Genomic DNA, 24,218 nt, shown 5'->3' on the forward strand with positions numbered 1-24,218 from the left:
TATGTTCAAGATATTTATAGAGAAACCAGTTTTATCGACCGTAATATCCATCATTATTGTGATTTTGGGCATTTTGGGTCTAATAACCCTCCCTGTATCGCAATATCCTGAAATTGCCCCTCCTACTGTGCAAGTATCAGCATCTTATCAGGGCGCTAATGCAGACGTGGTGATGAATAGTGTAGTTGTGCCCTTAGAAGAACAAATAAACGGTGTGGAAGACATGACCTACATGACTTCATCAGCCAGTAATGACGGAACAGCAACCATCACCATTAACTTTAAATTAGGTACCAATCCAGATCTTGCAGCTGTAAACGTACAAAACCGGGTATCAAGAGCTTCTAGCCTCTTACCCGCAGAAGTTACTCGCGCAGGTGTAGTTACAGCAAAAAGGCAGGCAAGTAATGTGCTGATTTTTGGTATTTACAGTGATAGCGCCTCTTACGATCAGAAATTCCTGCAAAATTATGCCAATATTAATCTAATCCCGCAAATAAAAAGGATTAATGGTGTAGGAGATGCCAGTGCTTTTGGTTTGATGGACTACACCATGCGAATCTGGCTAAAGCCTGATGTTATGGCGACTTATCGTTTGGTACCAAACGATATTAGCGTGGCATTAGCTGAACAAAATATTGAAGCTGCACCCGGACAACTTGGTGAACAAGGAAACCAATCTTTTCAGTATACTTTAAAATATTCTGGCCGTTTAAAAAACGAAACAGAATTTAGCAATATTATTGTTAGAACTGCTGAAAATGGTCAGATTCTGCGTTTAAAAGACGTTGCCCGCATTGAACTTGGCGCGCAAAGTTACGCCAGCTCGGTACGTTTTGACGGAAAGCCTGCTTTAGGCATAGCTATTAATCAGACAGCAGGATCAAATGCAAAAGAAGTTATTGAAGGTTCGCTTGCTGCACTTGATGCTGCTGCTGTTAACTTCCCTAAAGGGGTTCACTATACAACATTGATTAATATTAACGACTTTCTAGATGCTTCTATAGAAAAGGTAATTCATACTCTTATTGAAGCATTTATTCTAGTATTCTTAGTAGTATTTATCTTCCTACAGGATTTTAGATCTACACTTATTCCCGCTATTAGTGTTCCGGTTGCCATCATAGGCACATTCTTTTTTCTTAGCCTTTTTGGGTTTACAATCAATTTGCTTACTTTATTTGCACTCGTTCTGGCTATAGGCATTGTGGTAGATGATGCTATTGTAGTGGTTGAAGCCGTTCACGCTAAACTTGACAGCGGATACACCTCAGCAAAAAAAGCGACAATTGATGCGATGGAGGACATTACCGGAGCAATTATTTCGATCACACTGGTGATGGCAGCCGTGTTTATTCCAGTCAGTTTCATTAAAGGATCATCTGGAGTATTCTACAAACAATTCGGCTTAACTTTAGCCATAGCTATTATTCTGTCAGCAATTAATGCGTTAACATTAAGTCCGGCACTTTGCGCTTTGTTTCTAAAACCCCATGCTGAAGATCATAGCAAGAAAAAAAGCTTTATGCAACGTTTTTATGTAGGATTCAATACTTCATTTGACCTGATGACGAACCGTTACAAAAGATCTGTAACTTTTCTTTCACGTCAAAAATGGGTTGCTCTGACGGGAATTGCTTTATTTATTATTGCCTTGATCTGGACGATGAACACGACACCAAAAGGGTTTGTTCCTAATGAAGATCTTGGAACTATCATGTCAGATATCTCTTTACCTGCATCAACCTCGCAGGAGCGAACTAATGAAGTAATTATACAAATCGATAAAATTGTACATTCGATCCCTGAAGTGAACCATTCTCTAAGGATAGTTGGCCGAAGTATGATAAGTGGTTCTGGGAGCTCTTACGGTATGGTTATTTCTAGATTAAAACCATGGAAAGATCGTGATCGCGATGTTAAGGCTATTATTGCAGAACTCTTTGCAAAGACTGCAAGCATCAAAGGTGCTAAAATTATTTTCTTTGCCCCGCCCACTATTCAGGGTTTTGGTACAAGCGGAGGATTTGAATTTCAGTTGCAAGATAAAACAGGAGGAGATATAAATGAGTTTAACACTGTAGGCAACGAATTTCTAGCGGCTTTAAGTAAAAGACCTGAAATTCAATATGCATCAACTTCTTTCAATCCTAATTTCCCTCAGTATCAGATTGACGTAAACGTAGCCAAAATTAAACAAGCTGGTTTAACAGTTACTGATATATTAGGCGTATTACAGGGCTACTACGGCGGCGTTTATGCTTCTAATTTCAACAAATATGGAAAGCAATACAGGGTTATGTATCAAGCTGATGCCGCTTACCGTGCAAATGAACAAACACTAAACAGTATTTATGCACGAACAGCTGATGGTACTATGGCGCCAGTTGGTAGTTTTATAACATTAACTAAAGTTTACGGACCACAGGCCATTTCACGTTTTAACCTCTTCACCTCAATTGCAGTAACTGGCTCTCCAAATGCAGGGTTTAGCTCAGGAGATGCACTTAAAGCTGTACAAGAAGAAGCAGCTATTCACTTGCCTGCAGGGTATGGATATGAGTTTTCAGGATTATCAAGAGAAGAAATGGCCGGTGGCAGTCAAACAATCTATATTTTCTTGCTCTGTGTTATTTTCGTATACTTCCTTCTTTGTGCGCAATATGAAAGTTATATCTTACCGCTTGCTGTACTAATTTCTTTACCAATTGGGCTTGCTGGAGTGTTTATCTTCGATAAGATATTTAAAGTTGACAATAACATTTATACCCAGATTACACTAATTATGTTAGTGGGCTTGCTTGCAAAAAACGCGATATTGATTGTTGAGTATGCAGTTGACCGGAGAAGAAAAGGAATGAGTATAGTAAATGCAGCAATTGACGGAGCTACCGCCCGTTTGCGACCCATATTAATGACTTCCTTCGCCTTCATTCTAGGCCTTTTACCACTGATGCTTTCAACAGGCGTTGGGGCTGCAGGTAACAAATCGATTGGTACAGGCGCAGTTGGAGGGATGTTGATAGGAACGATATTTGGCATATTTGTAATTCCTGCTTTATTCATTATTTTCCAGACCCTTCAAGAAAAAGCAAGTAATAAATCGCCGTTTGACGAGGGTATTGAACCTAATATGGAATCCTTAGAATTCCCGCAATCAGAAACAAGAGATCATTAATTTAAGCCCATGAACTTCAGTCTTAATAAATCATATTTCATCATCTCACTTGCAATAATTAGCCTCTCCGCCTGCGTAAGTAAAAAGTACGAGCGACCTGTTTTAAATAGCAATGGGTTATTTCGTGATAATACGAATACAGATACTACAACAATAGCCATTTTGTCCTGGAAAACATTATTTGCAGATCCTTCATTACAAATATTAATTCAACAAGGACTTAATGAAAACCTAGATCTAAAACAAGCTATTGAAAGGATCAAAATTGCAGAGGCAACTCTTTATCAAAGTAAAGCAGCCTTACTTCCTAGCCTCTCGGCCGACATCTCTATTACAGATGCTAAACAATCTAAAGCAGCATTAAATTTTCCCGATGGAGTAAATATTAATACCGAAACACAAACTTATCGGGCTCAGTTAAGCACATCCTGGGAAGCAGATATATGGGGTAAATTAGGTAGTGTTAAAAGATCTGCCTATGCATCTCTTTTACAAACAGACGCTACAAAAAGAGCAGTTCAAACGCAACTAATTGCCAACATTGCTAATATCTACTACAATTTGTTGGCTCTTGATAAGCAGCTTGCAATTACAGAGCAAACCATAACGATAAGAGAAAGTGACGTTGAGACAATGAAAGCTCTAAAACAAGGAGCCATCGTCAACGGAGCTGCCGTAGTACAAAGTGAGGCAAATTTATATGCTGCTCAAGTTACCATTCCAGATCTTAAGAGGAATATTAAAGAGACAGAAAACTCACTAAGTATACTAATTGGTAAAGGTCCGCAATCGATATTACGATCTAGTCTAGATACTCAGCAATCCTACAGTGAGCTGAGAATTGGCATTTCATCACAGTTATTGCAAAACAGACCAGATGTACAGGCTGCAGAGTTTGTATTTAGAGCTGCTTTTGAAAATAAAAATGTGGCAAAATCTTATTTTTATCCGGCATTGACGTTAACAGCTACTGGTGGCTTGTCTACTCTTGATGTTAAAAATTTCTTTGACAACTCATTCTTTTATAATCTGTTAGGCGGATTGACTCAGCCTATTTTTAATAAGGGGCAAAATAAAGCCAGACTAAAGACTGCGGAGGCACAATTGCAACAGGCTTTATATGGCTTTCAACAAACTCTATTAACAGGAGGACAGGAAGTTTCGAATGCACTTTTTGCTTACCAAACTGCTTCAGAGAAAGAAACAATACGAGCAAGGCAAATTGCTTCATTGACAAAAGCAGTAGATTTTACGAAAGAATTGTTACGCTATAGTTCTGCTACTAATTACACTGATGTACTAACTTCGGAACAAAGCTTATTAAATGCTCAACTTAATAGTATTAATGACAGACTTCAAAAATTACAATCGGTAGTTAATCTTTATAGGGCATTAGGCGGTGGGTGGAAATAATTTAAAATGAAAATACTGATTGTTGAAGACGAAAGATCACTTGCTCTTGAGATTGCTGAATTTCTAGGAAAGGAAGGGTATGCTGTTGAGCATGCTTGGAAAGCAGCCTCTGCCCAAGAAAAAATATTTGTTAATACATATGACTTTATATTACTTGATTTGGGTTTACCTGGGGGAAATGGGTTTGATATACTTCAGCATTTCAAGAAATTACCAGGCAGAGACGACGCTGTCATTATCTTAACAGCCAGAGGAGACGTTGATGATAGAATAAAGGGTCTCGAAGCCGGAGCAGACGATTACCTTGCTAAACCATTTTCCCTCTCAGAATTACTTGCAAGAATGCATGCAATAATTCGTCGTAAACACAGGTTAATGACCAATGAGATAAACATTCACGATTTTAAAATTGATATCAAAAACCACACTGTTTCTTATGATTCAAAAAAAATAGCGCTAACCAATAAAGAATTTGAGATTTTCAACTATCTTGTTTTAAATAAAAACAGGGTGATATCAAGAATTAATTTAACAGAACATGTGTGGGGAGATATATTGGAAGTCAATTCTGATTCTAACTTTGTTGACGTTCATGTTAAAAATTTACGGAAAAAATTAGCCCTCTTCGCTCCAATTGACTGGTTTGAAACCGTAAGAAGTATTGGATATAGAGTAAATTATTAATTTTGAAACTGCAGTTTAAACTAGCATTTTATAATACTTTAACCAAATTGGGTATTGTAAGCTTGCTAGGCATAGTTATACTAATTTCTATAAACCGTATTTCTACTAGACACATTCAACAACGTCTTTTGCAAAAAAAAGATAAATTAATATCTAATCTGTCGACAGTTGAGATTAATGACCTTCTTACCAAGCAACGCACTTATACTGATTATAGTCTTGTTAGAGAAGAGTATATAATATTAACACAATCTAACCAGATAACTGATCTAGGTAAAAATAGGTTTTTAGAGCAGCCCCGAATAATAGAAAACGATGAAGCCAACTATCAAATTCTACTTACCAATTTTTCATTTAGAGGAAAAACATACAAGCTTGAATTAGGTGAAAATATGTATTCAGTATTACAACTGGAGCGTACAATTTCTGTTTTCACCTTCATAATAATGGTGATTGCAATTATTCTTTCATTGGTTGCTGATCTTGCTTTTACCAGATTTTTACTTGCCCCATTTTATAAAATTATAGAGCAAAAGCTAAATAAAGTAGATGACCCCATGAATTTCAACTACAATGCTATAAAAACTTCCACGGAAGATTTTACAGTATTAGATCATAGCATCAGCACACTAATGAGCAGAATGGCTAATCTTTTAACCACAGAAAAGGAATTTATCGCAAATGTTTCCCATGAGTTGTTAACACCAATTGCAACACTAAGTTCGAGGTTCGAAAATCTACTAGATGGGGAGAAACTGAGTGATGAGGGACAGAATAAAATTTTCTCTAGTCTGAAGACACTCAGCCGATTAAAGTCAATTATAAACAGTTTACTATTAATCTCTAAAGTAGAAAATAATCAATTCAAAAAGCAAGACTCTATATCCATTAGAAAGACACTTAATGATGTTTATGAAGAACTTGAACATCGATTATTGATGAAAAATTTAAAATTCACCATCAATCTCGTCGAAGACCATATTATAAAAGGCAATCAATCTCTAATTCATACTTTATTTATGAATGTGATCAACAATGCAATTAAATACAATGTTGAACAAGGCACCATTGAAATTAAAGGCAGTGTTTTAAATAATACTTTTCAATTAGCAGTTATAGACACTGGCATTGGAATGAATGAAGAGAAATCTAAAAATGTCTTTAAGAGGTTCGAACGACTGCACTCTACAGAAAAAGACAGTTATGGGTTAGGGCTATCCATAGTACAAAGCATTTTAGTGTTCCATGGAATCGACCTAAGAATAGAATCTGAGAAAAATAAAGGAACAAAATTGATCTTTTCTTTTTATGATTGATCTTCCATTCTTCATCAAATCTTCATGTTGACTTAGCAACTTTGATTTAACAAATAAACGTTAATAATTTTAAAGTCATGAAAAGAACAATTTTAATGTTAGCATTAGTTGCAACTACATTTGGTGCATTTGCTCAAACACCAGCAACAACTACTAAACCAGTAGTAAAAACTGAAAAAAAACATGCAAAAGTTACAAAAGAAGTTGTTACGAAAACTCCTGTGAAAAAGAAATCAGGCAAATAATTCTGGTTTGATAGTTTTGCCTAAACCGTCTGTGCTAGCAGACGGTTTTTTTATATAGATTTTAGATGCGGATTTTTCTTAGCAAAGAGAAATAACTTACTCATAGCAACTTTCTTTATCTTTCTTACGCTTTCTGTACTTAACATTATCATTTCTCCAATTTGCTCAAGAGTCAATTTTTGGTATCCAAGAATACCATGACAATGACATATAACAATTTGTTCCCTGTCTTTAAGATTATATACAAATTCAAGAATTCTATTTTTAGCAGAATCCTGAATAAGGCACTCGTCTGGCATAGGAGAATTCACATCTTCGACTACATCAATCAATGTTAGGTTCTCGTTTTCATTTATCAAGCTATCGAGGGATATTACCTTGCCAGGATTAGACCAGCAATCCTTTACTTGAGTCAATGGAAAACCACAAAAATCTGCGATTTCTTCGTCGCTTGCGGGCCTACCATTTTCTTGTTCGATTTCTTGGCTCGCCTTCCTAATTTTATTAACAATAATATTCTGATTTACAGGAATTCTGATTAGAGATTTGTTGTCGTTTATAAATTTATAGATATATTGTTGAATGTACCAGACTGCAAAAGATATAAACTTAAAACCTTTTGAAGGATCATATCGTTCTGTTGCAGCTATCAAACCCAAATTACCCTCAGCTATCAAGTCACCAAGCGATATGCCATAAGACTGATACATCTTCGCAACACTCACAACAAACCGAGTATTTGAACGTATAAGAATTTCTTTTGACAGAGGGTCACCCATCTTTATTTTTGCTGCCAAAGCAACCTCCTGTTCTGGTGAAAGTAACTTTATTTTTTTGACATCATTTAGGTACCTTGAAAAATTTTCTGTGTCCCTATTTGTAATTTGTACCGAAAGTGTTAATTTTTTCATATGTGTATTTTACACATGCAAATCTCCTATAGCTAAACATAACAAACAAATTAAATATAAAATATACGGATTGACATCAAAATTTAAGCTTCAACAAAATATAATTCTGAAAAAGAATAAATTTTGATTAAATTGATCGATTTAGCATTTCTATAACCTAAATATTTGCAAAATAAATATTACTTATTTACCATTTTTTTGCTTGTTCAAACCTAATTAATGATCTGTAATTATTCGCTTTTGTAATAAATGTTTCTATTACAAACAATTTAGAGAAATAAAAAGATATTAACTGATTTGAAAGGTTCAATAGCTTCAAGATCAACAACATTTAAAAAAAAATATTTTCTTTGCAATATTTAATATCTATCTTTGCGATCCCTAACGGGGAAAAGGAGATTTAATTTTAATGGCTAAGAAACAAGTAGCAGAAAAAGAACTAGAAGCTAAAACAGCTGAATTACAAGGCGCAGATGCCCGTCTGGCCGAAAAAGAAACTATTGAATCAGAAGCTGATTCAGTATCGATCGAACAGATCAAATCATCATTAGCTACACCAGATCAGGATTTTGACTGGGATGCAGATGACAAAGCATTCGGAAATTACAGTGAAGAAGACCGTAAAAAGTTCGAAAACATGTATACCGATACTTTCAACCAAATTACTCAAGGTGAAATCATTAGTGGTACTGTTGTTTCAATTAACAACAAAGATGTTGTATTAAACGTTGGATTTAAATCTGATGGCTTGGTATCTACTTCAGAATTCCGCGATACACCTGATTTAAAGGTTGGTGATACAGTTGACGTTTTCGTGGAAGCTCCAGAAGATGCAAATGGCCAATTGATTTTATCTCGTAAAAGAGCTAAAACTCAAAGATCATGGGAAACAATTAATGAGGCTCTTGATAATGATAGAATTATCAACGGATTTGTTAAGAGCCGTACCAAAGGCGGTCTTATTGTTGATATAATGGGAGTTGAAGCATTCTTGCCAGGTTCACAAATTGACATTAAACCTATCCGCGATTACGATATCTACGTAGGTAAAACAATGGAGTTCAAAGTTGTTAAGATTAACCACGAATTTAAAAACGTAGTTGTATCACATAAAATACTTATTGAAGACGACTTAGAAAGCCAAAAAGTTGAAATAGTATCTAAACTTGAAAAAGGACAGGTACTTGAAGGAACAGTTAAAAACATCACTGACTTCGGTGTTTTCATCGATTTAGGTGGTGTTGACGGATTACTTCATATAACAGATATTTCTTGGGGCCGCATAGAGCATCCAAAAGAAGTATTAAGTTTGGACGAAAAAATCAATGTAGTTGTTCTTGACTTTGATGACGAGAAAAAACGTATTGCTTTAGGTCTAAAACAATTGACTCCTCATCCTTGGGAATCTTTAGATACCAACTTAGCTATTGGATCTAAGGTAAAAGGTAAAATTGTTACTGTTGCTGATTATGGCGCATTCCTTGAAATCATACCAGGTGTTGAAGGTTTAATTCACGTGTCAGAAATGTCATGGTCTCAAAATCTTCGTAGCCCTCAAGAATTTTTGAAGGTTGGTGACGAAATCGAAGCTGAAGTACTGACATTAGATAGGGACGATCGTAAGATGAGTTTGGGTATTAAACAACTTACTCAAGATCCATGGAAAAATGTTGCTGAAAGATATCCAATTGGAAGCAAGCATACTGCTGTAGTGAAAAACATGACTAATTTCGGTGTTTTTGTTGAGATTGAAGAAGGAATTGATGGTTTGATCCACATTTCTGATCTATCTTGGTCTAAGAAAGTTAATCATCCAAATGAATTCACTAAAGTTGGTGATACATTAGATGTTGTTGTTCTTGAGCTAGATGTTGAAAGTCGCAAATTAAGTCTTGGTCATAAACAACTTGAAGAAAACCCTTGGGATACTTTTGAAACTATCTTTACAGTAGATTCAATACACCAAGGTACAGTAGTTAAAGTAACAGATAAAGGTGCAGTTATTGCTTTACCTTATGGCGTAGAAGGATTTGTTCCAACTAAGCACATGGCGAAGGAAGATGGCTCTACTATCAAAGCTGAAGAAACCAATGACTTTAAAATCATTGAATTCAATAAAGATGCCAAACGTATCGTTGTTTCTCATGCCCGTATATGGGAGGAAGCTAAAGCTGAAGCAGTTGCTGAAGAACGTGCTACCAAGAAGAAAGAAGCTAAAGCATCTAACAATGCAGTAAAAAAAGTTAAAGAATCGGTAGAAAAATCTACATTGGGTGATTTAGGGGTGCTAGCGCAACTAAAACAACAAATGGAAGGTGAAGAAAACAAGGCGAAGAAATAGTTAGTTTTTCTATCATAATAATTTTCAAAAGGTGCACATAAATATGTGCGCCTTTTTTAATGCCAATAAAATCATTAGTTATATTTTTACAATGAAATATCGAAGTCAGCGTTTGTGGTTAAAACTTTTTATTTATATTTGCCTAATCATTAGTCAATGCAAAAAAGAACTCTGCTAGACGGACAAAAATTTCAGATCACAATTAAGAGACTTTGTCATCAATTAATTGAGAACCACAACGATTTTTCTAATACTGTGTTAATAGGCATACAGCCTAGGGGAAGCTATTTCGCTGATAGGGTTTACCGTGAACTGTCTTATATTACAAAAACAACCACTATACACAAGGGTAATCTTGACATCACATTTTTCCGCGATGATTTTAGAAGAAAAGACGGTTTATTAACTGCCAGCAGTAATACCATTAACTTTATTATTGAGGGTAAAAACGTGATTCTTATAGATGATGTTTTATGGACTGGACGTACAATCAGATCAGCTATGGACGCATTGCTAGCTTATGGACGGCCGGCAAAAGTAGAATTACTTGTACTAATTGACAGGCGTTTTTCAAGACAACTACCGATCGACCCTGATTACATTGGCTTGCAAGTGGATAGCTTGAACTCGCAACACGTTAAGGTTAGCTGGGCAGAGACTGAAGGAGAAGATAAAGTGATCTTAATCTCAGAAACTAATAAATAATATGGCAGCAGAACAATTATCAACGCGACATCTTTTAGGTATTAAGGATATAAACCGAAATGATATAGAATTGATTTTTGAAACAGCTGATAATTTTAAAGATGTAATTAATCGCCCTATAAAACGGGTACCCTCATTAAGGGATATAACTATAGCAAATATCTTTTTCGAGAATTCTACACGCACTAAACTTTCTTTTGAACTAGCAGAAAAACGACTATCAGCAGATGTAGTAAATTTTGCGGCATCGTCATCTTCAGTAAGTAAAGGAGAAACCTTAGTTGATACTGTAAATAATATCCTTGCTATGAAGGTTGATATGGTTGTAATGAGGCATCCTTATGCCGGCGCAGGAGTATTCTTAAGCAAACATATTAATGCGCAAATTGTGAACGCGGGAGATGGGGCGCATGAACACCCTACTCAGGCACTTTTAGATGCATATTCCATCCGTCAAAAACTTGGAGAAGTTTCTGGAAAGAAAGTTGTAATAGTTGGTGATATTTTGCACTCCAGAGTTGCTATTTCAAACATCCTTTGTCTACAGAAACTTGGAGCGGAAGTTATGGTATGTGGGCCTACTACTTTAATACCAAAATATATTGAATCCCTAGGCGTGAAGGTAGAGCACGACCTTAAAAAGGCCTTAAATTGGTGTGACGTAGCAAACATGCTTCGTATTCAATTGGAGCGACAAGACATTAAATATTTTCCATCTTTGAGAGAATATGCAATGATGTATGGCTTAAACAAGCAAATTTTAGATAGTCTGGATAAAGAGATTATAATTATGCACCCAGGCCCAATCAATAGAGGAGTTGAAATAACAACTGATGTTGCAGACAGTAAACAATCCATTATTTTAGAACAGGTAGAGAATGGTGTAGCTGTACGAATGGCCGTGCTTTATCTCTTAGCTGCCCAAAGAGATTAAAATATTTCATAACAATTCCCAATTCTATTCGTTTAAAAACTGTTATCAACAGATGTTAGTTTCTAATGTTAACAACATGCAATACTATTTTTATATTAGTACCAACCATATTTGAAATCAAATGCAGAAAAAATACTTTTTTATTCCGCTGTTATTAGCTGGCGGCTTAACCGCGAGCTATGGACAGACAAGCAAATTAGTAACGCTCAATAAGAATTACCAAACCGGATTAGAACTTTTAAATAATGAAAAATATGTGGCAGCTGCACAACAATTTAGATTGGTCGAGCAAGCCAGAGATAAGCCTAGCACGCAACAGGAAAGTAATACTGAACTTTCCATTTTAAAGGAAAATGCAAAGTTCTATGCGGCAGTTTGTGCATTAGAACTTGAAAATTCTGATGCTGAAAACCTATTTCAAAACTTCATTAAAGAATATCCTTTAAATGCCAACACGAAGCTTGCTTACTTTCACGTAGGTAAATCATATTATGCACAAAAGAACTATACGAAAGCATTGGAATGGTTTGAAAAAACAGATCCCTCTACCCTTTCCGGTAAGCAAAGATTAGAGTATCAATTTAAACAAGGGTACTCTTATTTTGAATTAAAAAACATAGAAAAAGCAGAACCACTATTTGAGATTGTCAAGAAAGACGAGTCTCCTTATCAGGAAAGTGCAACATATTATTTTGCGTATATAAATTATCTGAATAAAGAATACAAAACAGCGCTAAGTAATTTTGAAAAGCTAAAAGGATCTCCCACTTACGAAGCAAGCTATCCGTATTACATAACCTCTATGTATTACCTTGATGAACGCTATGACGACGTACTTAGTTATGCCATACCTATTTTAAAAACCTCTAAACAACAATATGAAGCAGAGATGCTGAGCTTAATTGCAGCATCATACTTCGCTAAGTCAGATTATGTAAATGCAGAAAAATATTTTGCAGAATTCTATTCAAAAAACAAGTCTAATAATCAAAATAATCTTTTCACTTACCAGTACGGCTACTCTCTTTTCCAGCTAAAAAAGTATTCTCAATCTGTATCTGTTTTAGAAAAGCTTAGTGCCGATGATATCTATCTTCAAAGTGGTATGTATACATTAGGGCGTTCGTTTATTGAACTAAAAAGCAAAGAAAAAGCAAGAAGCGCCTTTTTCCGGTCATCGAGATTGGACTTTGATAAATTCATTCAGGAAGAATCATGGATAAATTATGCAAGGCTTAGTTATGAATTGGATTTCAATCAGCAGGCATTAGATGCAACACAAAATTTCTTAAAACAATTTCCAACTTCAAGAAAAGTAAATGAAGCAAAAACATTGCTAGGAGAGATTTTGCTTACCAGTAAAAACTATCAGGCTGCTATAGACATCTTAGAACCGATTCAGAGCAAATCTCCTGAAGCAAAAGAAGCCTACCAAAAAGTAACCTATTTTAGGGGTCTTGAGTTCTATAATGAACGTGCATTCCCAAATGCGCTTTCTATGTTTTTACGATCTGAAAAATTTCCACAGGATGAGGAAATCCTAGCTCTAAGCACATACTGGAAAGCAGAAGCTTCCTATGAACTAAGAAAATTTGGTGAAGCAGTCAGTAATTTTGAAACCTTTCTGGATATGCCAGGTGCAAAAAAGACAGGTGTTTATAACTTTGCTAATTATGCATTGGCTTATTCTGCTTTTGAAGATGAGAAATATAGCAAAGCGGCGAATTATTTTGAAAAATTCCTGAACGGGAATGACAAGGATCAAAAAACAGTAAATGACGCAATAATCAGACTTGCAGATTCCTATTTCGTAAATAAAAGTTACGGAAATGCGCTTGTCAATTACAATAAAATCATTGCAAGCAGTTCAACTGGTGAAGATTATGCTTTGTTTCAAAGAGGAATGATTCAGGGCTTGGACAACCAGAACGATGCAAAAATTACAACAATGCAAGATCTTCTTAAACAGTTTTCGAATTCGAATTATGCTGATGATGCTGGTTTTGAAACTGCTTATACCTATTTTAACAAAGGGGATTTTGAAAAGGCAAAGTCAGATTTAATAAGCTTAGTTAGTAAATATCCAAATAGCAGTTACGTTCCCCGTGCTTTAGTAACCATTGGATTAGTTCAGTACAACCAAGATAAAGATGATGAAGCTTTAGAATCATTTAAAAAGGTGATTAGAGAATATGCAAGTTCGGAAGAAGCCAAACAAGCGCTGGAATCTATAAAAAATATTTATGTAGATAGAGGAGACTCAGATGGTTTCATCACCTATGCAAACACAACTCCTTTAGGGAATTATTCAATGGCTGAACAGGATAATATTGTTTTCCAGGCAGCTAACAACCGTTACCTAAAAGGTGACTTTAAAGGTGCTTTCGAAGCCGTAAATGCTTATTTTGATAAGTTTCCAAAAGCAATCCATGACAAGGAAGCTAAATTTGTTAGAGCCGAGTCACTCGTTAAACTTGATAGGCCTATAGAAGCTGTACCAGATTATGAATTTATTTTAAATGATTGGACCAGTGATTATACTGAAAGATCATTAGTAAGCATTTCAAAGTTATTTCTGGACCAGAAAAAATATAACGAAGCTATAGTTTATCTTAAAAGACTAGAAACTACTGCAGATTATAAAGCACACCATAGTTATGCAATAAACAATCTTCTAAAAGCATATGATGCCCTCAACATGCCCGATGATATGGTAAAATACGTTCAGCTAATAAAAGAATCTGAAAAGGGCTCCGAGGAGGATAAAAATAGTGCAGATCTTTATGCAGGCAAGGCATATCTTTTAAAAGCAGACACGGCAATGGCAGTTAAGGCATTTAATAATGTTGTTGCTAAAACAAAGACAGCAGCTGCTGCAGAAGCAAAATATAATCTGGCACTTGTTCAATATGCCAAAGGCGACTTTAAAACGTCAACTAATACTTGTTTTGACTTGATTAATAATATGCCATCATATGATTATTGGGTAGCCAAATCATTTATATTACTTTCTGATAATTATGTAGCTCTTAAAGATAATTTACAAGCAAAAAGTACCCTGCTGAGTATCATAGATAACTATGATGGTAAAGACGATATCGTTCCTACAGCAAAAGAAAAATTAAAAAAAATCAAATAAAATGAAATTAAGCAATCTAATATATATAACCATTCTGAGCTTAACTATTGGTGTTTTTGATGCTAATGCGCAAGAAACTAAAAAAGCAGAAGAAAAAGTAGTAACCGAAGAAATCGAGGTAGTACGGCCCTACAAACCAGTACTTGCAGAAGCAGTAAAACTAAGAAGAAGTCCTGATCTTAACGATGTAAAAACTTACAAAGCTAAATTTAACTATAGCTTAACAGATAGGAAGCTGGATCTAAATTCAGATATCAATAAACTGCAAGCGCAGCAAGTTGCGGATGAAAAAAAGACAGAATTGATAAATAATTATGTAAAGGGGGGATTTGGAAGCGCGAAGACAATTTTTGGCGAAGCTTATGTAAATATTGGTGATGACCCGGCACTTCAAGCGGGAGCATTTTTCCAGCACTTCAGTCAGTCCGGAAAATTAAATAAACAACAAGCGAACCAGCAAAAATTAAGTGCATTTGGTCGCAGTATTGGAGATCAATATACATTAAACGGTAAGATTACTTTTCAAAGAAATGGATTTTACTTCTACGGTGTTGACCCAGCCAATACTACTCAAAACCTAAACCCTGAGAAACAGGTTTTAAATTATTTTGAAGCGGAAGGTGAAATTGTAAACAAATTTAATGACGATCCTGATGCATTAAGCTATGCAGCCAAGGTTAATGGCTATTTGTGGAGTGATAAATTTAATGCTAATGAAAAATCTATTGTGTTAAATGGATACTTAAATAAACGGATTAGCAGTTTCAATCTGGGCTTAGCTGCATCTACAGAGTTTGGTAGCACAAAGGACTCACTTACCAGTGTAGGCAATAACCTGCTTAAGTTAAATCCTTATATCCGTCTCCAGACAAATGGAATTAGAATCAATGCTGGTATAAATTTCGTTCAGGAATTTGGCGCTTTCTCATCAACCAGAATATTTCCTGCCATTACTGCAGATTTCACACTCATACCCGATTATCTGCAGATATTTGGAGAGGTTAAAGGAGATGTAACCCGAAATTCTTTGAAGCAATTTACAGACGAAAATCCATTTCTAAACAGCAACATTAGCATCAGAAACTCTTTTGAAAAACTAAGTATTAGTGGTGGAATCAAAGGAACTGGCGGACCTGGATTTGGATATAAAGCCAGATTCTATCATAAAACAATAGAAGACATGCCACTTTTTGTTAATAATTTCTACAAAACAAATAAGTTTGATGTCATTTACGATTATGGTTCTATGAAGGTTATTGGTTTGGAAGGTGAACTTTCCGTACAAGTTAGTGATGCGCTGAAGTGGACCGGTAAAGTAAATTTCGACGATTATTCGCCTGCGGCGGAATCACAAAGTTGGTATAAGCCCCTTCTTCGAGTGAGTTCTGATTTCCTTTTTAACGTTACAAAAGAATTGGCATTAAATGCTTCGGTAGCTATACAGGACGACAGTAAAGCCAAGTTGTATAATACGGCTCCCTCAAATCCATACCTTGTCCCTATACCATCCCAGGAGACATTGACAACTGTTAAAGGGTTTGTTGACCTTGGGATAGGTGCCAACTACAAAATAAATAACAAATTTTCTGCATTTGCAAAGGCAAACAACCTGTTAAATACTACTTACAGCAGATATCTTTATTATGAAGCAATTGGTTTGAACGTTTACGGTGGAATCAGTTATTCGTTCTAATTGGTTTTCAATTATTAATTGGTTGGTATGAAATTATAATTTATTTTTACAAAAATGGATATATCAACATACCTTAAAATATTGCTTAAAACCCAAAATAAAGTTGGAATTCCTGGGTTGGGCACTATTTATAAAAGGAAAATAGCGGGAAGATATGACAGTGATACTAACATATTCATTCCACCAAGTTATGTATTAGATTTTACCAGGGATATTTTAGAGTCTTCGCATTTAAAAGATTACATCTGTAAGAAAAAAAATATCTCTTTAGAATCTGCAGATTACTTTATAAATGGATTCTTTGAAGATATTATTGCTCAAATTGATCTGAAAAATGAGGCTTCATTAGGAGCAATAGGAACTTTAATAAAACAAAGTGATCAATGGATAATTAAAAGTAAAGGAACTGGTTCAGTAGATTTCGGATTTTATGGCCTGCCTAGTGTAGACGAAAACATTAAGGAAAATGAACCTCAAATAGTGCATGAGCCCCTAACTGATGAACAATTTTCATTTTTAGAACCCGAAAAGGGACAGAAAATCCTTGAAAAGGACGATCAGAAGACTTTTGAAGAAATCTCCGAACATCCTGCTATGGATAATTCTATTCCTATACAAGGGCTTTCTACCATAGAAACTAATATTGCCGACAAAGCACCAGATGCTCTGGAGCAAGCTGAAAAAGAAGAAAAACCAGATACGCTGGATCAAGAAGCTAAAGAAGTTTATAAACCCGAGGAAATTACTGAATCTGGCACAGCAAATATTTGGCATTTTGATAGTACAAATTCACCTGCAGCAAACAAAGAAAATTCAGAAACAGATTATAGTGAGGATAGAGGTTTAGTTTTCTGGCAAAAATTAATGATTGTCTTCGCAATACTTGCGGTTGCATTGGGTGGTTTGTATTTAATTAAACCTTCAGTTTTTAACACCGTAACAAAAAAGAATAAAAATCTAATTGTCAAACCTCGCGTTCAACCTCAGGTAATTGTAACAGATACAATAGCTAAAATTGATACATCAAAAGTAGCTGTACTACCTGTTGATTCGTTGCAAGACGTTGTTGCGGTAGACTCTGCAACTACCTGGGAAATAATGGCTGCATCTTTAACAAAAAGAGAAGTTAAGCAATATATCGCAGAAATGAAAGCAAAAGGATATACTGCAAAAGCAATTCTCAACATGCCAGGAAGAAGAATTAAGATGAGTATAGCCACTTTCAACGATGAAAAAACCGCTGAAGAGGCCCGTAAAATTTTAGTTAAAAAACTGAAGAACAAAGACCTGTATATTCATCAAAACAAGCACACACACAAACCAATATAACATGATTTTATTATTACAAAGTGTCACGGATACGGCCACCAAAATTCTTGATTCAGCAAACAATCTTACTCAGCCGATAGCTACGGTGCCACCAGAACTGCACTTTATTGATTTGCTATTTAAAGGTGGTTGGGTAATGATACCTCTTGCATTTCTTGCATTCCTAGGATTGATCATATTTGTTGAGCGCTATCTAACAATTAGAAAGGCATCAAAATCTGAATCAAATTTAATGATTCAGATTAAGCAATATATCCACGATGGCAGACTAGATAATGCTATTGCCTTATGCAAAAACAATAATTCTCCTCTTGCCAGAATGCTGGAGAAAGGATTGAAGCGCATTGGCCGCCCAATCAAGGATATTGAAGCAGCTATTGAAAACAACGGAAAGCTGGAAGTATCCAAGCTGGAAAAAAACATCGGAATTTTGGGTATCGTTGCCGGTATTGCTCCCATGCTGGGTTTTGTTGGTACAATCATAGGTGTAATCACTATTTTTCATGATGTATCTGTAAAAGGTGCAATCGAAATTGGAACTATATCTGGTGGTCTTTATACTAAAATGATCACTTCAGCAACTGGTTTAATAATCGGTATAATTTCATATGTATTGTATCATATTCTTAATATGATGGTTGAACGCATTATATTAAGAATGGAAACAGATGCAATTGAGTTTATTGATCTATTAGAAGAGCCAGGGAAATAATGAATTTACGAAAAAGAAATAAACCAATAGTAGAGGTACATACCTCTGCATTGAATGATATTATGTTCTTCTTGATGCTATTCTTTTTGTTGGCTTCAGCAGTGGTAAATCCTACAGTGGTGAAACTATTATTGCCTCAGTCATCAAGTGGTCAACAATCAACTGCTAAAAAAGCAGTTACAGTAACAATAGACGAAAATTTAAAATATTCCATTGATAAGAAACCGGTAACAATTGAGCAGTTACAACCTGCTTTAGAAGCTTATCAAAAATTGGCACCAGATATGACAATTCTTTTGTATGTGTCTCGTAACGTAACCTATCAGGAAGGCTTTGTTGTAAATGATATCGCCAACAAATTAAAACTGAAACTCGTTGTAGCTGTAGAGCCTAAAAAATAATGACCCATAAAGCACAAAATACAAATTCTGAAGAGAACAATTACCCCAAGGCAATTGTCATTTCAAGTGGAATAATGGGCTTTCTTTTGTTGATTAGCTTCTTTATAGTAATTGGTTCTTTTCAACCTCCTGAAGAAGCAGGCATGGGTGGTATGGTAGTAAACTATGGAACCTCAGCAGAGGGAATGGGTGATGATTATACCAGTATAGAGGAGCCATCAGCAGATCCAAATGCAAATAATAAGCAGCCTGACAAGGTAGTTCCTGCTGAGCCCACCAAGCAACAGCCAAATACTGAATCAAGCGACAAAGAGGTTGTAACACAAAATTTAGAAGAGGCAGTTAGCGTAAATACAAAAAAGACAAATAAAATATCTGTTCCTACTGCAACAACAGAAAGCAAACCATCTAAGCCGGTTGTCAACCAAAATGCCTTATACAAAGGAAAGGCAAATAAAGGAACGGGTGGTGGTGATGGTACCGGAACTACAGCTGGGAATCAAGGTGATCCTGATGGTGATCCTAATGCAGCTAATTATGGTGAGGGAGGTTCTGGTTTTGGTGAAAAGCCAATTGATCTAAGAAAGTTTACTGATCTTGTACTACCTCAGGATGATGGACAAAAAACCGGTAAAATTGCTGTGCGTATTAAGGTTAATAGAAGCGGACAAGTGCTTGATGCTACTCCAGGTGTGAAAGGTACAACCTTAAACGATAGAGATTTATGGCAAAAATGTAAGAATGCTGTTATGGGTGCACGCGTTACACAATCTGAGTCTGGTCCTGATGTTCAATTGAAAATAGTAATATTCTATTTCAAAGTAAAATAGCTTTTAGTTTTCTTTATTTATCCCCAATAATGGATTATAAAACTACTCTTGAATACTTGTATGAAAGACTACCAATGTTTACCAGAGTTGGTGCTGTAGCATTTAAAAAAGATCTTCACAATACAATTGCCTTATGCAATGCAATTGGAAATCCAGAAAATAAGTTTAAGTCAATACATGTTGCTGGCACTAATGGAAAGGGTTCGACCTCTCATATGTTAGCCGCCATTTTTCAAAAAGCAGGTTACAAAACCGGACTCTACACCTCTCCACACCTAAAAGATTTTCGCGAACGCATTAAGATAGACGGGGTAATGATACCGGAGGATTTTATTGTAGAATTTATTGCAGGACAGCAAAAGTTAATTGAAAGAATAAGTCCTTCCTTCTTTGAAGTTACTGTGGCCATGGCTTTCTCCTATTTTGCGCTGTCTAGTGTAGATATTGCCATTGTAGAAGTTGGGCTTGGAGGCCGGCAAGATTCTACAAATATCATAATACCAGAGTTGTCTGTGATCACAAATATTAGTTTTGACCATACTAACCTTTTAGGAAACACAATCAAAGAAATTGCTTCTGAAAAAGCCGGCATCATCAAACGTGGAATCCCAGTTATTATTGGAGAGCAAAATTCAGATGCCGACCAGGTCTTTATCCATAAAGCTTCTGAAAATGCTAGCGAAATATTTTTTGCATCAGAACATCTAAAAATAGATACTGTTAACCCTAATGGAAGCCTGTTAGAGCTATCAGTTTATAATGACAATAAAATACTTTATAAAGATTTATTACTCGATCTAACTGGTTCTTACCAGCAAAAAAATCTCCTTCCAGTACTAAAGAGTATTGAAGTGATCAGATCAAAAGGATACGTTATAGACAATGATGCGGTACGCGAAGGCTTAAAAAACACGAAAGCATTAACTGGATTACAAGGTAGATGGCAAATTTTGGGAAAAGATCCACTTATTATTTGTGATACAGGCCATAATGAGGCGGGCATTAAAGAAGTTTTGAAAAACATAATAAACACACCACATGCTGCACTCCACATGGTGATTGGTATGGTCAGAGATAAAGATATCAGTGGAATATTGAGTTTACTACCTTCCGATGCAACTTACTACTTTTGTCAGCCCGAAATAGAACGTGCGTTACCGGCAAAAGAGCTACAAGAAAAGGCAAAAGATTTCAATCTTCAAGGTCATTCGTATTCATCTGTGATTAAAGCCCTGGAAGCTGCCAAAGCAAATAGCAGTTCAAATGACCTTATATTTATAGGAGGCAGCACTTTTGTAGTTGCAGAAATACTATAGAATCTTAACACAATATTAAACAAAGGTTTAATCTAAGTAACTATCTTTAAATTCATAAACAAGAACTACCTCATGAGAAAAAGGTTAATACATTTATTATTATTATCAAGCCTGATCAGTACTGTAGCTGTTGCGCAAACAAAAAAAGATAAAGTTACTGATGCTAAAATATTTCCGGCAACTGTTGCTCGCCCAAAATTAGTTATCGGCATGGTTATCGACCAAATGCGCTGGGATTATCTGTATAGGTATTACGATAGGTACTCAAACGGCGGTTTCAAACGTCTCATCAATGAAGGGTTTTCCGCAGAAAACACATTTATTCCATATACGCCAACCTATACAGCTTGTGGTCATGCCAGCATTTACACCGGTTCTGTACCCGCAATAAATGGAATTATAGGTAACGACTGGTATGAAAGACAATTAAAAAGAAACATATATTGCGCAGAAGATACAACTGTAAATACCGTAGGCAGCAATACACCGGCTGGAAAAATGTCTCCTAAAAACCTATTAGTAACAACCATTACCGACGAGCTTCGTCTGGCTACAAATTTTAAAAGTAAAGTTATTGGTATTTCTCTTAAAGACAGAGGAGCAATTATGCCCGCTGGTCATTCTGCTAATGCAGCTTATTGGTATGATGGAAAAACAGGCGACTGGATTACCAGCACACACTATATGAGTCAACTTCCTGCATGGCTGGCAGATTTTAACAAATTAAAAGTTACTAATAAGTTTTACGACAAAAACTGGAATACCCTATATCCTATCAATACCTATACGCAAAGTACCACCGATAATAAAGTATATGAAGGCAAATCACAAGAAGAAGAGACACCAACTTTTCCACATCCTCTAAAATCATATATCGGTAAAAACTACGATATTATCAAAAGTACACCTTATGGAAATACCATTACATTAGACCTTGCTAAATTAGCGATAGCATCAGAAAATCTTGGTAAAGGAGCTGCAACAGACTTTCTTGCTGTTAGTTGTTCTTCTACCGACTACGTCGGCCACCAATACGGACCAAATTCTATTGAAGCAGAAGATACCTATTTAAGACTGGACAAGGACTTGGAGGAGTTCTTCAATTACCTTGACAAAACTATAGGTAAAGGCAATTACCTATTCTTTCTATCGGCAGATCATGGGGCAGCTCATGTTCCTGGCTTCATGGAAGAAAATAAATTACCAGGCGGACTTTACAGCGATTCTCAAGTAATAAAATCATTAAATACGCTAATAGAAGAGAAATTCAAAGTAAAAAAAGCAATCATAGCTTCTATCAATAGCCAGTTCTATTTTGATCACGAAGCGATAAAAGATGCAAAAGCAGATTTCGCTACAATTAAAGCATTGACAATAGAGATGCTAAGGAAAGAAGATGCAGTAATGGGTGCATTTGATTTGGAAAAGCTTTCTACTGAAACCATACCGGAGCAAATTAAAAAGGCACTAACCTATGGCTTCTATGCAAAAAGAAGCGGCGATATTCATTATGTCCTCAAATCAAATTATTTTAGCGGTGGTAAAACAGGCACCACACACGGTTCCTGGAATCCATATGATTCTCATATTCCTTGCGTATTCATGGGCTGGCATGTTAAACCTGGGAAAACTAATAAAACACATTACATGACAGATATTTCGGCAACCTTAGCGGCGATGCTTAACATTCAGATGCCAAGCGGATGCATTGGCGAGCCAATAACTGAGCTGACCAATCAATAAGACAAATTATAAAAGGCAAAAAATAACAAAGCCGTTGATAGTAATCAAAACGGCTTTGTTTTATAATCGGTATTCCAGTAAAATCTAGCCGTTAATCCAGCTAAACTTATACTCCATCGTTGGGTTATTCATTCTTTCAGCAACTCTTAATAACCTATTTGGTAAAGCCATAATATAATCACGTGCTTTCTCTCCTGCACCGTTAAGATCACGCATACTTTCTAGCTTCCATTCTTCTATTAGTTGTTGCATAATCTCCACATAATCAACTGCCGTATAAACACCAAGTCGTTGAGCAGCATCAGTAAAATGACCAAAAGTTTGACCGATCTTCATACCCATTTCTCTTAGAAAGTGAGCTGGCATAACAATTTTCTTCCTCATCATATCCTCAAAAGCGATCATCGCCTCATTTGGATCCACTTCAAAGATCTTATTCATAAAATCCTTATAAGCCTTGGCATGACGGGCTTCATCAGAAGCAATTACACCACACATCTTAGAAAGTAAAACATCGCCGTCCTTTTTAGCCAATGATGCTACCCTTCTATGAGAAATATTAGTTGCTAATTCCTGAAAGCTTGTGTAGATAAAATTCCTGTAAGGATCATGCCCCGTACCGATATCAAAACCATCGGCAATTAGATACTGGGTAGAAATCTCCATTTGTCTCATGTCTACTCTTCCAGATAAATAAAGATATCTATTTAGCAAATCTCCATGTCTGTTTTCTTCTGCAGTCCAATGACGTACCCACTTCATCCATCCTCCTTCTTCATTTTTGGTAATGCCATCAACCATGCTTAACCAAGATTCATAAGTAGGCAATGCTTCCTCTGTTATGGTATCACCTATTAACACAGCAACAAGGTCATAAGAAAGATCTCTTGCATTTTCACGCAATAGCTTTATATCCTGATAAAATGTATCACTGGTGGAATCAGGCAAAAAATCAGATGGTTGCCAGTTTGTATCAATTGGCTTTAAGTATGTGCCCATCATATCAAGCATATAATTCTCTATATGTAGCATCACTTCCCTTCTTCTCTCTGCGAAAAAACTCATTGTTGTGTTGTTTTAAATTTGTATCAAATATACCAAATTTTCGCAGAAAGCATGTGCTTAACGGAATGTTAATTAGGAATTATAGTTGTAATAGCGTATGATAATGTACATCGCGAAAGTAGCTAACTGGTATAAACTATATTTTGGGATATATGATTTACGATTTTGTTTATAAACAAGAATACCCTGTAGTTTTCACTACAGGGTATCTTTAAGATCTGGCACCGACCTACTCTCCCACGTGTTACCGCAGTACCATCGGC

Annotated in this window: 18 protein-coding genes; 16 read left to right on the plus strand and 2 right to left on the minus strand. The window is 35.8% G+C overall.

Annotation, left to right across the window (positions count from 1 at the left end; translation table 11 throughout):
* Window position 1 precedes the first annotated feature (1 nt).
* The 5 genes from ACVWYN_RS09530 (at window position 2) to ACVWYN_RS09550 (ending at window position 6,836) form a co-directional block, all read left to right on the plus strand.
* The gene (locus tag ACVWYN_RS09530; protein WP_457288619.1) at window positions 2-3,178 is read left to right on the plus strand and encodes an efflux RND transporter permease subunit; all 3,177 of its coding nucleotides are present in this window, start codon (window positions 2-4) and stop codon (window positions 3,176-3,178) included.
* Between the two features lie 9 nt (window positions 3,179-3,187).
* Complete coding sequence (locus ACVWYN_RS09535) at window positions 3,188-4,591, plus strand: efflux transporter outer membrane subunit (protein ID WP_457288620.1); 1,404 nt, start codon at window positions 3,188-3,190, stop codon at window positions 4,589-4,591.
* A gap of 6 nt (window positions 4,592-4,597) precedes the next feature.
* On the plus strand, window positions 4,598-5,275 hold the full coding sequence (locus ACVWYN_RS09540; protein ID WP_457288621.1) for a response regulator transcription factor: 678 nt from the start codon (window positions 4,598-4,600) through the stop codon (window positions 5,273-5,275).
* Window positions 5,276-5,277: 2 nt separating this feature from the next.
* A complete protein-coding gene (locus ACVWYN_RS09545; RefSeq protein WP_457288622.1) occupies window positions 5,278-6,591 on the plus strand; it encodes a sensor histidine kinase in 1,314 nt (437 codons plus the stop codon).
* 77 nt (window positions 6,592-6,668) lie between these two features.
* A complete protein-coding gene (locus tag ACVWYN_RS09550; protein ID WP_457288623.1) occupies window positions 6,669-6,836 on the plus strand; it encodes a hypothetical protein in 168 nt (55 codons plus the stop codon).
* Window positions 6,837-6,886: 50 nt separating this feature from the next.
* Here ACVWYN_RS09550 and ACVWYN_RS09555 read toward each other — a convergent pair whose 3' ends face one another.
* Entirely contained in the window at window positions 6,887-7,747 is an 861-nt protein-coding gene (locus ACVWYN_RS09555; RefSeq protein ID WP_457288624.1) for a sigma-70 family RNA polymerase sigma factor, read from the minus strand.
* A gap of 409 nt (window positions 7,748-8,156) precedes the next feature.
* Here ACVWYN_RS09555 and rpsA point away from each other — a divergent pair, with 409 nt between their 5' ends.
* The 11 genes from rpsA (at window position 8,157) to pafA (ending at window position 22,890) form a co-directional block, all read left to right on the plus strand.
* Window positions 8,157-10,088 carry a 30S ribosomal protein S1 gene (gene rpsA, locus ACVWYN_RS09560; RefSeq protein ID WP_457288625.1) on the plus strand — a complete coding sequence of 644 codons (1,932 nt, stop codon included), beginning with the start codon at window positions 8,157-8,159 and terminating at the stop codon, window positions 10,086-10,088.
* Window positions 10,089-10,244: 156 nt separating this feature from the next.
* Complete coding sequence (pyrR, locus tag ACVWYN_RS09565; RefSeq protein ID WP_457288626.1) at window positions 10,245-10,793, plus strand: bifunctional pyr operon transcriptional regulator/uracil phosphoribosyltransferase PyrR; 549 nt, start codon at window positions 10,245-10,247, stop codon at window positions 10,791-10,793.
* A gap of 1 nt (window position 10,794) precedes the next feature.
* Window positions 10,795-11,727: an aspartate carbamoyltransferase catalytic subunit gene (locus ACVWYN_RS09570; RefSeq protein ID WP_457288627.1), complete on the plus strand. Its 933-nt coding sequence runs from the start codon at window positions 10,795-10,797 to the stop codon at window positions 11,725-11,727.
* Between the two features lie 121 nt (window positions 11,728-11,848).
* Window positions 11,849-14,866, plus strand: a complete 3,018-nt coding sequence (locus ACVWYN_RS09575; protein ID WP_457288628.1) for a tetratricopeptide repeat protein — start codon at window positions 11,849-11,851, stop codon at window positions 14,864-14,866.
* Between the two features lies 1 nt (window position 14,867).
* Entirely contained in the window at window positions 14,868-16,559 is a 1,692-nt protein-coding gene (locus ACVWYN_RS09580) for a hypothetical protein (protein WP_457288629.1), read from the plus strand.
* Between the two features lie 54 nt (window positions 16,560-16,613).
* Window positions 16,614-17,888, plus strand: coding sequence for an HU domain-containing protein (locus ACVWYN_RS09585; protein ID WP_457288630.1), 1,275 nt, complete (start codon window positions 16,614-16,616; stop codon window positions 17,886-17,888).
* Window position 17,889: 1 nt separating this feature from the next.
* The gene (locus ACVWYN_RS09590) at window positions 17,890-18,600 is read left to right on the plus strand and encodes a MotA/TolQ/ExbB proton channel family protein (RefSeq protein WP_457288631.1); all 711 of its coding nucleotides are present in this window, start codon (window positions 17,890-17,892) and stop codon (window positions 18,598-18,600) included.
* Window positions 18,600-19,001 (plus strand): ExbD/TolR family protein, encoded by a 402-nt coding sequence (locus tag ACVWYN_RS09595; RefSeq protein ID WP_457288632.1) that lies wholly within the window; start codon window positions 18,600-18,602, stop codon window positions 18,999-19,001. The genes ACVWYN_RS09590 and ACVWYN_RS09595 overlap by 1 nt, the downstream gene beginning before the upstream one ends.
* The gene (locus ACVWYN_RS09600; RefSeq protein WP_457288633.1) at window positions 19,001-19,831 is read left to right on the plus strand and encodes an energy transducer TonB; all 831 of its coding nucleotides are present in this window, start codon (window positions 19,001-19,003) and stop codon (window positions 19,829-19,831) included. The genes ACVWYN_RS09595 and ACVWYN_RS09600 overlap by 1 nt, the downstream gene beginning before the upstream one ends.
* A gap of 29 nt (window positions 19,832-19,860) precedes the next feature.
* Window positions 19,861-21,147: a bifunctional folylpolyglutamate synthase/dihydrofolate synthase gene (locus ACVWYN_RS09605; RefSeq protein WP_457288634.1), complete on the plus strand. Its 1,287-nt coding sequence runs from the start codon at window positions 19,861-19,863 to the stop codon at window positions 21,145-21,147.
* A 72-nt stretch (window positions 21,148-21,219) separates the two neighbouring features.
* A complete protein-coding gene (pafA, locus tag ACVWYN_RS09610; RefSeq protein ID WP_457288635.1) occupies window positions 21,220-22,890 on the plus strand; it encodes an alkaline phosphatase PafA in 1,671 nt (556 codons plus the stop codon).
* An 84-nt stretch (window positions 22,891-22,974) separates the two neighbouring features.
* Here pafA and ACVWYN_RS09615 read toward each other — a convergent pair whose 3' ends face one another.
* On the minus strand, window positions 22,975-23,955 hold the full coding sequence (locus tag ACVWYN_RS09615; protein ID WP_457288636.1) for an acyl-ACP desaturase: 981 nt from the start codon (window positions 23,953-23,955) through the stop codon (window positions 22,975-22,977).
* Between the last annotated feature and the right edge of the window lie 263 nt (window positions 23,956-24,218).

The sequence above is a fragment of the Pedobacter sp. UYP24 genome, from assembly GCF_054057295.1.

What these genes read in the sequence shown, in the direction of transcription:
- pafA (WP_457288635.1), top strand. Translation starts at nt 21,220, where the DNA reads ATGAGAAAAAGGTTAATACATTTATTATTATTATCAAGCCTGATCAGT.
- ACVWYN_RS09555 (WP_457288624.1), bottom strand. Translation starts at nt 7,747, where the DNA reads ATGAAAAAATTAACACTTTCGGTACAAATTACAAATAGGGACACAGAA.
- ACVWYN_RS09530 (WP_457288619.1), top strand. Translation starts at nt 2, where the DNA reads ATGTTCAAGATATTTATAGAGAAACCAGTTTTATCGACCGTAATATCC.
- ACVWYN_RS09605 (WP_457288634.1), top strand. Translation starts at nt 19,861, where the DNA reads ATGGATTATAAAACTACTCTTGAATACTTGTATGAAAGACTACCAATG.
- ACVWYN_RS09600 (WP_457288633.1), top strand. Translation starts at nt 19,001, where the DNA reads ATGACCCATAAAGCACAAAATACAAATTCTGAAGAGAACAATTACCCC.
- ACVWYN_RS09580 (WP_457288629.1), top strand. Translation starts at nt 14,868, where the DNA reads ATGAAATTAAGCAATCTAATATATATAACCATTCTGAGCTTAACTATT.
- ACVWYN_RS09540 (WP_457288621.1), top strand. Translation starts at nt 4,598, where the DNA reads ATGAAAATACTGATTGTTGAAGACGAAAGATCACTTGCTCTTGAGATT.
- ACVWYN_RS09590 (WP_457288631.1), top strand. Translation starts at nt 17,890, where the DNA reads ATGATTTTATTATTACAAAGTGTCACGGATACGGCCACCAAAATTCTT.
- pyrR (WP_457288626.1), top strand. Translation starts at nt 10,245, where the DNA reads ATGCAAAAAAGAACTCTGCTAGACGGACAAAAATTTCAGATCACAATT.
- ACVWYN_RS09585 (WP_457288630.1), top strand. Translation starts at nt 16,614, where the DNA reads ATGGATATATCAACATACCTTAAAATATTGCTTAAAACCCAAAATAAA.
- ACVWYN_RS09535 (WP_457288620.1), top strand. Translation starts at nt 3,188, where the DNA reads ATGAACTTCAGTCTTAATAAATCATATTTCATCATCTCACTTGCAATA.
- rpsA (WP_457288625.1), top strand. Translation starts at nt 8,157, where the DNA reads ATGGCTAAGAAACAAGTAGCAGAAAAAGAACTAGAAGCTAAAACAGCT.
- ACVWYN_RS09575 (WP_457288628.1), top strand. Translation starts at nt 11,849, where the DNA reads ATGCAGAAAAAATACTTTTTTATTCCGCTGTTATTAGCTGGCGGCTTA.
- ACVWYN_RS09570 (WP_457288627.1), top strand. Translation starts at nt 10,795, where the DNA reads ATGGCAGCAGAACAATTATCAACGCGACATCTTTTAGGTATTAAGGAT.
- ACVWYN_RS09550 (WP_457288623.1), top strand. Translation starts at nt 6,669, where the DNA reads ATGAAAAGAACAATTTTAATGTTAGCATTAGTTGCAACTACATTTGGT.
- ACVWYN_RS09615 (WP_457288636.1), bottom strand. Translation starts at nt 23,955, where the DNA reads ATGAGTTTTTTCGCAGAGAGAAGAAGGGAAGTGATGCTACATATAGAG.
- ACVWYN_RS09595 (WP_457288632.1), top strand. Translation starts at nt 18,600, where the DNA reads ATGAATTTACGAAAAAGAAATAAACCAATAGTAGAGGTACATACCTCT.